This is a genomic window from uncultured Marivirga sp. (assembly GCF_963974845.1).
Taxonomy (GTDB): Bacteria; Bacteroidota; Bacteroidia; order Cytophagales; family Cyclobacteriaceae; genus Marivirga; species Marivirga harenae.
In genome coordinates, this window is sequence record NZ_CAXBEQ010000002.1 from 609,202 (window position 1) to 623,221 (window position 14,020).

The 14,020-nt window shown below is 34.2% G+C and carries 11 protein-coding genes; all 11 read right to left on the reverse strand.

Annotation, left to right across the window (positions count from 1 at the left end; all coding sequences use genetic code 11):
* Nucleotides 1–25 precede the first annotated feature (25 nt).
* The 11 genes from AAC601_RS07100 to AAC601_RS07150 all read right to left on the reverse strand — a co-directional run bounded on the left by AAC601_RS07100 (nt 26) and on the right by AAC601_RS07150 (nt 14,018).
* Nucleotides 26–1,267, reverse strand: a complete 1,242-nt coding sequence (locus tag AAC601_RS07100) for a DEAD/DEAH box helicase (protein WP_303271276.1) — start codon at nt 1,265–1,267, stop codon at nt 26–28.
* Between the two features lie 137 nt (nt 1,268–1,404).
* On the reverse strand, nt 1,405–3,213 hold the full coding sequence (locus AAC601_RS07105; RefSeq protein ID WP_303271277.1) for a tetratricopeptide repeat protein: 1,809 nt from the start codon (nt 3,211–3,213) through the stop codon (nt 1,405–1,407).
* Nucleotides 3,214–3,575: 362 nt separating this feature from the next.
* Nucleotides 3,576–5,417: an Ig-like domain-containing domain gene (locus AAC601_RS07110; protein WP_340152881.1), complete on the reverse strand. Its 1,842-nt coding sequence runs from the start codon at nt 5,415–5,417 to the stop codon at nt 3,576–3,578.
* Complete coding sequence (locus tag AAC601_RS07115; protein WP_340152882.1) at nt 5,414–6,298, reverse strand: class I SAM-dependent methyltransferase; 885 nt, start codon at nt 6,296–6,298, stop codon at nt 5,414–5,416. The genes AAC601_RS07110 and AAC601_RS07115 overlap by 4 nt, the downstream gene beginning before the upstream one ends.
* A 2-nt stretch (nt 6,299–6,300) precedes the next feature.
* Nucleotides 6,301–8,166, reverse strand: coding sequence for a tRNA uridine-5-carboxymethylaminomethyl(34) synthesis enzyme MnmG (mnmG, locus tag AAC601_RS07120; protein WP_340152883.1), 1,866 nt, complete (start codon nt 8,164–8,166; stop codon nt 6,301–6,303).
* Between the two features lie 96 nt (nt 8,167–8,262).
* Nucleotides 8,263–8,721 (reverse strand): rRNA maturation RNase YbeY, encoded by a 459-nt coding sequence (ybeY, locus tag AAC601_RS07125; RefSeq protein ID WP_340152884.1) that lies wholly within the window; start codon nt 8,719–8,721, stop codon nt 8,263–8,265.
* Complete coding sequence (locus tag AAC601_RS07130; protein ID WP_340152885.1) at nt 8,721–9,122, reverse strand: ATP-binding protein; 402 nt, start codon at nt 9,120–9,122, stop codon at nt 8,721–8,723. The genes ybeY and AAC601_RS07130 overlap by 1 nt, the downstream gene beginning before the upstream one ends.
* Nucleotides 9,119–12,415, reverse strand: a complete 3,297-nt coding sequence (locus AAC601_RS07135; protein WP_340152886.1) for a hypothetical protein — start codon at nt 12,413–12,415, stop codon at nt 9,119–9,121. The genes AAC601_RS07130 and AAC601_RS07135 overlap by 4 nt, the downstream gene beginning before the upstream one ends.
* A 117-nt stretch (nt 12,416–12,532) precedes the next feature.
* Nucleotides 12,533–13,300, reverse strand: coding sequence for an exodeoxyribonuclease III (gene xth, locus AAC601_RS07140; RefSeq protein WP_340152887.1), 768 nt, complete (start codon nt 13,298–13,300; stop codon nt 12,533–12,535).
* A gap of 15 nt (nt 13,301–13,315) precedes the next feature.
* On the reverse strand, nt 13,316–13,675 hold the full coding sequence (locus AAC601_RS07145) for a hypothetical protein (RefSeq protein ID WP_303271286.1): 360 nt from the start codon (nt 13,673–13,675) through the stop codon (nt 13,316–13,318).
* On the reverse strand, nt 13,668–14,018 hold the full coding sequence (locus AAC601_RS07150) for a carboxymuconolactone decarboxylase family protein (RefSeq protein ID WP_303271287.1): 351 nt from the start codon (nt 14,016–14,018) through the stop codon (nt 13,668–13,670). The genes AAC601_RS07145 and AAC601_RS07150 overlap by 8 nt, the downstream gene beginning before the upstream one ends.
* Between the last annotated feature and the right edge of the window lie 2 nt (nt 14,019–14,020).

The window sequence follows — 14,020 nt, forward strand, 5'->3', positions numbered from 1 at the left end:
AAACAGAAATGGGTTAATTAGATATTTATCTCCTCCCTCCCTTAGTGCCTTTCTTTTTACGATTTGCGAAAAACTCTTGCTTCCTTCTTTGCTTTTCCTTTTCGAACTCTTTTTTCTCTGCGGTGGTCATCGGTTTATCTGTTTGTGGAAACGGATTATTCTTCACTACAGGTATTTTCTGATTGATGAGTTTTTCAATATCTTTCAGGTAGTCATTTTCTTCTGGTTCACATAAGGAAATAGAAACTCCTGCCTCCCCGGCCCTTCCGGATCGGCCAATTCGATGGACATATGTCTCGGCAATATTGGGGATATCATAGTTAATCACATATTGCAATTTGTCGATATCAATTCCACGGGCTGCAATATCAGTGGCAACCAACACACGTATTTCTTTATCTTTAAATTGATTTAAGGCCTTTTGTCTTTGGTTTTGCGCTTTGTCTCCGTGAATGGCAGCTGCTGAAATATTCTTCTTTTTTAGGTCCCTTACAATTCTATCTGCACCATGTTTCGTTCTATCAAATAGTAAAACCTGATCCATTTTTGGGTCTTTTAAAATGTGAAGTAGTAAATCCTTTTTATCTGATTTATTGGTATAATAAAGATATTGTTGAATCGTTTCAGCCGTGGAAGAAACTGGGGTCACCGCTATCTTTTTAGGGTTATTCAAAATTTTTCTCGAAAGTTCCACAATCACATCGGGCATAGTGGCCGAGAAAAATAAAGATTGTCTCCTTTGTGGTAAAGCGGCAATCACTTTTCTGATATCGTGAATAAAACCCATATCCAACATGCGATCTGCTTCATCTAAAACGAAATACTGAATATCTCTTAAATTAATAAAGCCTTGATTCATTAAATCCAATAATCGTCCTGGAGTTGCAATTAAAACCTGCACACCGTTCTTTATGGCATTGGTTTGCTTATTCTGATTTACTCCACCAAAAATTACTGTGTTTTTTATGGATGTATACTTTCCATAGCTGGTAAAACTTTCACCGATTTGAATAGCTAATTCTCTAGTTGGAGTTAGGACTAATGCCTTAATTTTTTTCGCATTTACTTGATCTTTTTCCAGATGTTGCAAAATGGGTATAGCAAAAGCTGCAGTTTTTCCGGTTCCAGTTTGAGCACTGGCCATGATATCATTTTTCTCAAGTAATAGCGGAATAGCTTGTTCTTGAATAGAGGTAGGCTCAGTGTAATTTTCTTCTTTAAGCGCTTTCAAAATTGGCGCAATAATATTCAGTTCTTCGAATCGCATATATAGGATTTTTTGTTCCTATTAACGTAATAACGACAAGGAACTTTGGGTATGAAAGATTAAGAATTCAAAGGTAGGAAATTAGAATTCATTTATCCGCTGATACAATCTTTATTTTAAAAATTGAAAGATCTCATTTAATTCACAAAGTCTCCCCGTAACAGGCGGAATCTTTTTCTAGCTTCTGCTACAAAAATACTACCGGGATACTCTGTTAATAATTGTTGATAATATTCCTTGGCTTTATTTTGGTCTTGAATAAGTTCTTCATAAATCAGTCCCATTTCGAATAGTGCATCATCTGTTAATATATCATATGGCATATCTGTAGCAATTCTCTCCAACAAACTTATCGCATCGGCATAGTTCCCTATTTCCTTATCCCTTTTGGCTTTTAGCCAAAGCAACTCATCAAGAATCGGATGTTCTTCATATTCTTCTATTAAACTATCCAGAGCTCTTTGTGCCTTTAAATACTTATTTTGATAAAGCAATAAATCGACATCTGCATAGGCGCGAAGCGCCTTTTGCGTACTATCCAAAATAGTATTGTTTTTTATTAGAATACTTAGGTCCATTGCATCATTAGCGATTTCTCTTCGGGTGGCATTTTTTAAAATATCTAAATGTTCCTGTGCCAATTCAAATTCACCTTTATAAAAAGATAGTTTGGCGTTTTTCAATTTTGCATTTTCGCCCAAATTTTCATTTTTATGGCTTTTTTCCACTTGATAGTATAAAAGGACAGATTCCCATGGCTGTTCTTTAATAATATAAATATCACCCAAATTCAGTTTAGCGATGGCTACAATATCTTTTTCTGCATTTGGGAAATCTATAACATTTTGAAGCATATTAATTGCCTTATCATGTTCATTCAAGTAAAAAGCATGTAGCAAAGCTTGTTGTCTGTAGGCTTCCAATGTATAATGAGAAAGGCCAATCTCATTTACAAGGTTTTTGTATGAAACAACCAGGTTTCGAATTGAGGCTGTATCAATGGGAAAGTGATTCTTTATTCTTATTTCTTGTGTTTTAATTTTTAATTGCTTTGCTCTTATGTAGTTCATAGAATTTGGGAAATTATCCACCACATAAGAAAAAATCATTTCAGCTATATCGTAATCCTCATTTTGATATGCCAGTTCGCCTATTTCCAAACTATTCTCTCCTTCCAATTGATTTCTTTTATCAATAGCTCTGGCCTGCATAAATGCACCATAAAAATTTTCTAATTGTAAATTTGCCCAAATAAGAAGATCGGAATACATATCCTTTTCTTTACTGCTTTGTAACTCCTCCATTATTTTTTCTACAAAATCATGAAGTTCATCTTTCTCTGTAAGTGAGAGTTGCAGCATATTTTTCACGTATCGTAAATTCCCTGGCCTTTCATTGGCATACTTTAAATACTCAGTAACCATTTTATCTTTTTGGTTGGTATATCTATACAATGTAGCCAGCTGAATCGCAAATGCATTTGGATCTCGCATTATTTCACGAGCTGACAAATAAAGCCGTTCGGCATATTCTCTGTGTTGCTTGTTAATAAAATATTGAGCTGCTGATCTTAAGTTTCCAAGGTTATCTAAGACTCTCGATTCAATTTGCTGGTAAATTTTTTCAGCTTTTGAGCTATCATTTATAGTAATGTAGAAATCCACAAAATCAACTTGATAATTAATATTTGCCGGAAAAATCTTGTTAATAGATTTCAAATACTTTTCGGCTTCATCATTGTATTGTTTTGCATATAATATCTCAATATAGTTAGTATGAATAAAAGATAGATTTTGCGGTGCTTTTGCCAGCTCTCGATATATTGAAATTGCTTTGTCATATTCACCTTCTTGATAATATGCATTAGCCAAACCGATCTTTTGGTTTGATTGTCCATAACTTATTATGCTAGTCAATAAAAAAAATGAGAAGATCCAATATTTCATATTTCTTCAAGTTTTAACCTGATGTGTTTTTCCACACACGTAATATTATATTATTTAATTATATATAAACTATTATCTATTGTTAATCGTGTTGATATGTTGATAAATACTTAATTTAATTAAATCTTTTCTTCTTTGTATAGAATATGTAGATAAGATTTGAAGATATCCACTTCTATTTATTTGAAAATTAAATACTTAACATTAAACTGGATTTATGTTAATAAAAAATTGTATTCTACTGTGTGAAATAAATCTGTGGATTAAGTTGTAGATATGTTTCAGTTTTTCATACTTATCATCTTAACTTATTCACTTTATCCTCTATCTTATTTATGCTTGTTAAGTTATGTGTATAAACCCTAATTTTTTACACTACTATCCACTTGCTTATCCACACTTAAATCAAAGTCTTTGTCTATTATTTCCCAGTTTGCTTTTACAGTTATTTCTTCATTAAAAAAAATATATTCTTCTGGTTTCTCTAATGTGTAAACATTACCTGCATCCCAAACTTGGTTGTTATTGATGTCTTTCAGAAGCCTTAATCTGTATTTTCCAGGTTTAACATAATTGAATTTATAGTCATGTTGATTAACTAAGGTGTCAATGACTTCATATTTATCATTGAGTAATTGGACAACAAAGGGAAAACCAGGATTAATAATTTTTCCTGTAATAGTCCCATGGTCTTCGATTTTCTTGAAAGATAGTGAAACTTCGGTTTGCTGACTGGAATCGTTCTCAATACCCCTGAAGGCTGATTTTCCGAAGTAAAGTTGTAATTTTCCAGAGGTGCTTGGAGAAGTATTGACTTGCCTTTCGCCTATATTAGATGTTCTTCTTGAGAGATCTCTTGACATGGCTTCTTTTTTTGTGTTAGTGTCTGATACGATGGTTGTATCTGGTGAATCATCCTTTAGGGAATCAGTTGCCAATAATTTTTGATGTTTGACAGATAGACTATCAATGATATTATCAATTGTACTTTGTACGATTGTTGTTGTTATTTTAATCTGTTTTTTACTGAAGTTTTGTTCGATGTCTTCTGGACTGAAGGTATATATAGGAATGCTATCGATTCTTAATTGTATAGAATCATAGATGATCTGATTTACTGGTTTTGAAAGAGTTAGTAGAAATTCTTGTTTTCCAGAGATTAGTTCAGCTTTAGGTTTATCAATGATCTTTATAGTATCATTTGTCAACCTACTTTCTCTCAGCCTGAAATATACAGAATCTGTTATCTGTGAACCGATAGAGTCAGTCGCCTTGACCATTAACAATGTAGAATCCGTATCAAAATTGAGCTGTGGAAAGTTTTCTTTGTATACTTTTAGATATTTTGAATTTTCTATGTTATTGGTGTAAATATATTGATTACTATCGCTCGGATTAGTTAGTTGGTAATTGACCAAGCCTTTATTGTATTGAATGATGAAGTCTTTGCCAACCGGACTGTACTTTTTTAACCGTAAAGTATCTTCATTTCTTTTGTAAGTATTAACATCAATTGTTCCTATGCTGTCATATAAGTCGATGATTTCAGTGTGAAAACCAAAGGCTTCATTTTGAGAATTATTTAGTAAATCATCGTTGTTATCTTGAAAAGTATATAATCTATATTTACCGTTTCTGAGATTCTTCATTTGATACTGTCCATTCTTATCTGTTGTGGTAAAATATACCGGTTTGCCCTGTCTCAAGTTAGCAGTATCATAAGCAGTGGTGTATAAACCAACAATGTAGCCTTCTTTTACTGTATTGTCTTTAAGTTTGGTAACAGTCCCGGATATTTGCAAAGAATCAAGGTAAGGTCCAGTACTAAAGGCGATTACAGGATTTTGCCATAGGTTACCCTCAGTGATATCTTTTAATGCCTTTCTGAAATTGAAGGTGTAAGTGGTAGAGTCTTGCAGTGGTTCCTCTAATTCTATAGTGAGTTCTTGTTTTTTTAAGCTTGCTTCATATTTGATATCTTCTCTAGGAGTTATAATTAGTTCTTTATCAAGTTGTTCAAGCTTCATCCACTCACTAAAAAACAGTTTTATTTCTTGGCCCTTAAATTTAATTGACTGATTTGCAGGATTTGATTGATACAACTTGGGAGGTACCTCGTCTTTATCACCGCCTGTGGGTCCTTGTACTGTTGCGCATGCGTAAACGATAATTAGTGTTAAAAGGGATGCTACTTTTTTAATCATTTTTTGATAACGTAAATAAGACTTGAGAAATTATTGTTATGATTTGTTGCGTAAGTATTTGATTTATAGCCAGTTATAATAGAATTGATGAACTTATTTTTATTATATTTATATTTATTGCTAAGTAAACTTATGTAGTATGCATCCAGTTTCATGGGATAGACTTTTTTCACCTTGAGGCCGTGTTTCAACATCAAGGTCTTCATTGTTTCCTGGCTGAAGTGGTACAAGTGTCTTGGTACGTCATAAGCTGCCCATTCTTCGTCAAAGACTGAATTCTCGTAACTTTCAATATTTGGTACTGCAACAACAATCTTACCTTTCTCTTTAAGAATTGTTTTAAGCGTTTTAATTGTATTGTTTATGTCATGGATATGTTCCAAAACATGCCATAAGGTGATAACGTCAAACTTTCTATTTTTAAGGTTCAGATTTTGGATATTGTTATGGACTGCCGTTTTTTTATTAGCAATAGTCCGTGCAATATCATTAGGTTCAATTCCATAGGTTTTCCATCCATTAGCTTTCATGGTTTCTAGAAAATAACCCGTACCACAGCCATAATCTAATATTCTACCTTTTTTCTGTTTTGCTATTGAATTAATTAACTTTCTTTTAGAGGCTAATGCATATTTTCTGGCCAATTTATACAGAAGGTTAATCGGTGAATTTGCTTTATCCGAATGAGAGATATAATCCTCAGATTGATAGTATTTTCCTATATCGTTTTCACTTGGTCTTGGATTTGTAAATTGAAAATTACAATTCTCGCATATCATTATATTAAAGCTTTCCTTACTAACAGAATGATCTTTAATTACTTTATGGTTTCGTAAATTAGAAGCGCCACAAACTGGGCATTCGTCAAGCTTTTCGTACATATCTATCGTCCTAAGTAAACCATTAGTATTGAAATATCTGCAGGAGTAACACCGCTTATTCTTGAGGCTTGTCCTAAGGTCTGTGGTCTGACTTTCCTTAGCTTTTCTTTGGCTTCAGCCGACAAAGCTGGAATCTGATTAAAATCTAAAGAATCTTTGATTTTTAAATCTTCAAGATTTTTCATTTTCTCAATCATTTGATTTTCCTTTTCAATATAGCTTTCATACTTTATATGAATTTCTGACGCTTCAATCACATCTTGGGTGAAGCCGTTTATCATTTGATTCAAATCATCTTCAATATGCTGAAGTTCCTTGAAGCTAATTTCTGGTCTTTTAAGAATACTGTATGCATTAGTTTTTTCTTTTATAGGAGCAGAGTTGATCTCACCTAATCTGTCATTAACAATATTAGGTTTGACCTTATGAGTTTTTAGATTGTTAATAAAGGAGTCAATATGGTCTTGTTTTTCTTCTACCTGTTTTAGTCGTTCATCAGATGCTAATCCAATTTTGTGTCCCAAGGGAGTCAAGCGGGTATCTGCATTATCCTGTCTTAATAAGATCCTATGTTCAGCCCTGGATGTGAACATTCTATAAGGTTCTTCTGTACCTTTATTTATTAAGTCATCTATCAGTACGCCTATATATGCTTCCGATCTAGATAAGATAAAGGGCTCCTTCTCATTTATTTTTAGATGGGCATTAATACCAGCCATCAAGCCTTGACAAGCTGCTTCTTCGTATCCAGTAGTTCCATTAATTTGTCCAGCAAAATATAGATTGTCTACTAATTTGGTTTCTAAGGTAGTTTTCAGTTGTGTTGGAGGAAAGAAGTCATATTCTATAGCGTATCCAGGTCGAAACATTTTAACATCCTTAAAGCCTTCAATTTCTCTAATTGCCTTGTATTGGATATCTTCTGGCAAGGAAGTTGAGAATCCATTTACATAGACTTCTACTGTATCCCAGCCTTCGGGCTCCACAAAAATTTGGTGTCTATTTCTTTCTGCAAAACGGTTGATTTTATCCTCAATAGAAGGGCAGTATCTAGGTCCTAAGCCTTGAATTCTTCCATTAAACATTGGAGATCGTTCAAAGCCTTTTTCGAGGATTTCGTGAACCAGTGGGTTTGTATAGGTTATGTGGCAGCTTCTTTGGTTTGTTAGCCTTTGCGTTTGATTAGAAAATGAGAATTTTTCTGGGAATTCGTCTCCTTTTTGTTCTTCTATTATACTGTAATCAATTGTTCTGCCATCTACTCTTGGAGGGGTCCCTGTCTTCATTCGTCCCGACTCAAAACCTAGTTCTTCTAATTGTTCAGTTATTCCTTTAGATGCTCTTTCTGCTGATCTACCACCACCGAATTGCTTTTCTCCAATATGAATTAAACCATTTAGGAAGGTTCCATTAGTTAGTACTACTGCTTCTGCTTTTATTTTTAGACCCATGCTGGTTTCAATACCTACAACCTTATTGTTTTCCACTATTATTCCAGCAACCATTTCTTGCCAGAAATCAAGTGTGGGGATTTTTTCCAACTGCAATCGCCATTCTTCCGCAAAACGCATTCGATCATTTTGTGTTCTTGGACTCCACATTGCTGGGCCTTTGGATTTATTAAGCATTCTGAACTGGATCATAGATTTGTCTGCTATGATACCCGAATAGCCGCCTAAAGCATCAATTTCCCTAACTATTTGTCCTTTAGCCACACCACCAACTGCTGGATTGCAAGACATTTGTGCAATCGTATTCATATTCATTGTGGCTAACAGGACTTTTGAACCCATATTTGCCGCTGCGGCTGCAGCTTCGCAGCCTGCGTGCCCACCTCCTACTACTATTAAGTCGTAATCTTGAAACATAACTAGATTATATTCTGTGTTCCACGTGGAACACCTGATTTTGATTTTATTAATTCTGAACTGTTCCACGTGGAACAGTAGTTATTCTTTATTGTGTCAAATGTTCCACGTGGAACATCTTTTGACTGATAATAATTCAATTGCTTTGTTTTCTGCAATTCTCATTTCTTTTTTCTGCTCCTCGGTTTTGTCCTTAAATCCTATAATATGCAATAGACCATGTGCCATTACTCTGGCCAATTCAATTTCTTCCTTTGTTTTGAAACTCGCACTATTTGCTTTTATTCGCTCCATACTGATGAATATATCTGCTTCTACAGTGTTTTGTTCTTCTGAATAATCATTTAGATCAAATGTAATAATGTCAGTATAAGTATCGTGGTTTAGATATTCCAGATTGATTTTAAGTAAATATTCATCGGAACAAAAGATATAATTAAGCTCAGAAATCTTGTGCTCATAGGATTTAGCGACATTATTAAGCCATTTTTTATGCTTTTGTAATGTTCTTAAATCTATATTGTAATCTTCCTTAAAGAAGTAAATATTTGTCATTAATTGATGTAGAAGCTTAGTTTTACTTTCTTGCCTTCTTCTTCAAAACTTAATTCATCGCTTAGTGCTTTCATTAAGAATATTCCTCTACCGCCTGGTTTGTCAATGTTTTCTGGCGCAGTCGGATCAGGAAGTGCGTTATAGTCAAAGCCTTTACCTTCATCTGAAACATTAAATACGATGGTGTTCTCTTCCATAGTTAATGATAGAAATACGTTTTTGTCCTTATTGCCTTGGTTTCCATGAATAATAGCATTATTGACGGATTCCGTAACAGCAATCATGATGTTGCCATAAATGTCATCATCTAGGTCAAATTTCTCTTTTGCATTGTCAATAAAGCTCTCAACTATTCTGATGTTTTCGCTGAGAGATGGAATACTTATACTGATGTCGCTCATTGTATTAGGTTTTCTTTAGATTTTAATCGGTTATAATATTTATTTATTTCATTCTTGTAATATGGAGTGAAATTAGGTGGCACGTTTCTTAGCTGCTCAATTTCTCTTTGCTTTTCTTTAATGTAATCTTCAAATGCGTTGGGAATTCTTTCCCTTTCATACTCTGTTGCAGTCTCTCCTTTGCGTTCGTCCTTTTCCTCTTGTTCGTCCTTAGCTTTCTCTGATTCTAGAAGTCGGGTAACTATTTTTTGTTGCCTTTCTAAAAGTTGTCGATTTAATCGTTTATTTACTAAGTCTTCCTCGATTTTCTCCATCTCTTCGGAAATGCTACCGCTATTGCCACCGTCTTCCTTACCTTCTTGGCCGCTCAGTTTTTTTTCAAGCGCTTCCATCATTTTCCTGATTTTAGCTTGTTCTCCGGCTAATTGGCCTAATTGTTCTGAAAACTGCCTTCCGCTTTTTTGACCCTTGCTCAATTCTTGTGTTTTTTGATTCAAGGATTCTTGCATTTGTGATAAACTAGGGCTTTGCTGATTGCCTTGCGATTCTTGGCCCATTCCCATCGCAGATTGCATCTGCATTTGCATTTGTTCTAATACATCGTCCAGCATTAAGGCGAGATTGTTCATAGCAGTCATGGCAAATTGCTGTTCACCAATCGCTCTGCTATTTTCCCTTTCTCTTAAAGCTTTAACGCTTGCCTCCATAGACTCATTCATTTGGTCAAGCTCTTTATATATAAAGTTTTTTAGTTGAAAAACTCTTTCTGCTAAACTAGAAAGGCTGTCCTCTACGATTTTAGCATCATCTTGCATAGCCAGTTGCTTCTCTGATAATGTAATGAACCTCGGGTCGCTAGGGTTAACTGCTTTAAAGTCATTCATAAGGGTTTCTTGTCGAAATGAAAGCTTCAAAAGATTATCAACAATATTTTTTAAATCATCGATGTTTTCTTGCAACATCTCCATTTCCATACCCATCTGCATTGAAGACAGCATTTCAGACATCTTCTTCATTTCCTCTGAGGCCTTTTTCTGTTGTTCACTAGCCCCATTTTTATCGTTTTCTTGGATCTTTTGTTGGCTGTTCTGTTGGCTTAGGTCTATTTCACTTTCTTGCTCTTTAGTGTCTTGCAGTGCATTAGGTTGCTTTAGTGACTGATTGCGCTGTTCAATATCTCTTAACTCTTCTTGTAAATCTTCAAACTCTTCATTTAATTCTTTTTGTTTATTTAATGCTTCTGCCTGCTTTTGTTCTGTTTGAAACTTCCTTTCTTGATTTTCATTATCAATCTTGCTTTCTTGTGGTTTATTCTCTTCTGATAATGCCTTTTGTTCTTCTTCTAAATCTTTAAACTTCTCCCCTACTTCCTTCATATCATATTGAATTTCCATTCTTTTGAAGAGTTCCATCAATCTTTCCATTTCCTTAAGCTTGTTTTTCTGTTGCTTCTTAAGGTCTTCAACCGATTCCCTAAAATCATCCGATTGATTTTGCTCTTCTAGAAGTGATTTGATTTTTTCCATGAGTTCTTCATTTTCATCTTGAAGCATCTCTTCCATTAAGTTTTCAAGCTGTTCGGATTTCTCACGCAGTTGTTCATCTTGCTTATTAAATCGGTCTCTTTTGGCTTGATTCTTTTCTAATTCGTTCTTAATTTTCTCTAATTCTTTTCTTCGGTTTTCTCGGTCTTGAAAGATTTCTTCTATTAACTTTTTATCTTGCCAATCTAATGTTCGTTTTGTTTTAAGAATTTCTTCTAATTCCTCAAGTTTAAGATTTGTACGTTTGGCAGCATCGATGTTTTTATCTATCTGATTTTCAGTTTCTTGACGCGTTTTTTTAATTTCTTCCTCAATCTTATCTGCATCTGGTAATTGAAATTGATAGGTTGCACTTTTTGAGAATTTTGCACCATTTACTCCGTCATTATCTGCAACTTCAACGAAATATTCAATTCTCATCTCTTTCTCTGTTAATAAAGAATCAATTTCCCAGACCTTAAAGTATTTTTGATTTAGTATTTTTCTGTCAAAGGCTAACGGGATAAGGCCTTTGTCAAGCAGTTCACCATCTTTAAACTTTTGATAGATGATTCTCAACTGTGAAAATCCGTAATCATCGCTTATTTCACCTGCCAAAGCTACTTGATTGAAGTAGGTGCTATCGTTAATGGGACTTAGGTTGATTTCTGGATATTTATCTTTGATTACTTCAATTGAGTAGTTGATTTTCTGGCTATAGGCTGCTTCTATGTTGATTAAGTTCAATTGATAGCTAGAATTTTTTATCAATTTTTTCGATAGATTAAAAGCATTACTTCTAATTTTATTGAACTGGGAACTGTCTTTTTTAGTAGTATAATAAATTTGATCACTGGATTTGCTTTTTATTAGCCATTGTGCTTCCGTTCCCTCGGGGATGATTAGATTTCCTGAATTATTAATTCTTTCTGTTTTGGTCCCGATATAATCTGGATAGTTCAGGGTGATATTCATTTCCTGAATTCTAGGTTTTTCGTACACAGTTAGTTTGTAATCTTTGGAATTGAACCCCGCTGCTTCCAACTTAAAATTTAAACTTTTCTGGACATTCTTGATGGTATATAAGTACTCATTGTTTGAAAGCCTTTCAAATTTTTTCTTTATACCATCTTTGTTTATGAAAAGATTCTGTGGTAGTTCATTCCCTTGTAATTTAGCTTTTAAAGTATAATTATCTCCTTTAAAACTTCGTAAATCATCATTTTCTAGGATAAAAGAAAATGGTGCTTCTACTATAAATTCTTCATTAAATTTTAATACGCGGTAGCTTCCTTCTGTAATCATATTAGGAGAAAACATGAGAATTAATCCAATAATAATAGTTGGTATTATTAGATAAGGAAGGTAAGCAGAGTTGGAGCTTTTTATATTGATGCTTTCCTTGAAATTCAGTAAAGCAATTTTGCCGGACTTCTGTTCTATACTTGCTGAAATTAGACTGTTATCAGAAGAAGATAAGCTGCTTAACTGTATGATGTTCAGTAGTTTATCGCTTATCTCGGGAAAATATTTTCCTATTTGCCTGGCAGCATCAGTATCACTCAAGTGTTCTCCATTTCGTAGGAGATGATAGATTGGAATTAAAAGGTAACGGACAGAAAAGAAAGCTATGAGTACAAAAGAGAGACTAAAAATAATAGTTCTTGCCAATCGGCTCATCTGGAAACTATATTCCAACCAACTGCTTATCAAGAGCGCAACAAGAAAAATAGCAATACTGATTATCAGGCCCTTTACTATTTTATTCAAATAGTATTTGCGTTTATAGGCCTTTAGCTTTAGTAATATATCCGCTATGTTGCTGTTTTGAGTCACTTCAGTATTAACGGTAATTTTATGACAATGATTTCCAATATATTATCAATTTCATGATACATCCAATTCAATTTTGATCGGGCAGTGATCAGAGTGTTTTACGTCTTGCAAAATGTCTACTGACTTTATTCTATCCTGTAAATTGTCAGAGAGCATATGATAATCAATTCTCCAACCCTTATTTCTTTCTCTTGCTGCAGCCCGATAACTCCACCAACTGTATTGATCAGCTTCTTTGTTTAAATATCTAAATGTATCGATAAAGCCATCGCTCAAGAATTCGGTCATCCATTCTCTTTCCTCAGGTAAAAATCCGGAGCTGTTTTTATTTCGTACCGGATCATGAATGTCTATAGCTTGATGGCATATATTGTAGTCACCACAAATTAATAGATTGGGATAGTCCTTTTTTAGCTCTTGAATGTAGTTTCTGAAATCGGACAACCATTTCATTTTAAAATCTTGGCGAGTGTCCCCACTTGAGCCACTAGGCATATAGGTGCAGATAACAGAAAACCCTTCAAAATCTGCACGAATCACTCTACCTTCTCTATCGTATTCGGGCATCCCGCAACCAATTTCCACGTTTTTCGGTTTTACCTTTGTAAAAATACCTACACCGCTATAACCCTTTTTTTCTGCTGAATGCCAATATATATGGTAGCCTAGGTTTTCGAAAACGGAAACATCGATTTGATCTTGATTAGCTTTTAATTCTTGTATACAAAAAACATCGGGCTGTTCTACTTGGAGCCATTCGCTCAATCCTTTTCTTTCTGCAGCCCTAATTCCATTCACATTATAAGAGATGATATTCATTAAAAACTTTTCAAGTTAAAATTCTAATCCGATTTCTTGTTCAAAGTACTCAATTACATGCATTTTAAGCAATTTTTCCTGTTCTAATAAGTCAAAATGTGGAAGATTTTTGATTAACTTCCAATGTGGCCATCCGTTGTTATCTACTCCTTCCAATTCATAAAAGCCAGAAAGACTTAATACTTTACAAATGGCAATATGCATTAAGTCTTGTTTTTCCTCCTTACTGAAATTATGAGGACCTTTTCCCAACTCTTGAACCCCAACTAAAAAGAGGATGGCATTCATGTCTTTTGGTTTTCTTCCAACAGCATCTTTCAAAGACAATCGTAGTGCTTGCCACTTTCTTTCAAGATCAAGGTCTTTTTTAATCATCAGCGGTTTCTTTCAAATATTCCCAATATTCTACCGCTCTTCTCAAATGAGGAATCACGATAGTTCCGCCAATTAAATTAGCGATTGAAAAAACTTCAAAAACTTGATCTTCCGTAACACCTAATTCAAAGCATTTTCCTAAGTGATAGCGCACGCAGTCATCACAACGCAAAACCATCGAAGAAGATAATCCAATCATTTCTTTAGTTTTTTTGTCTACACTACCTTCTGCAAAAGCATTTGTGTCAAGGTTGAATATACGCTTAAGGATTTTGTTATTGCTCCCCACGATTTTATCGTTCATTTTTGCGCGATATTCGTTGAATTCTTCTACTTTATTCATAT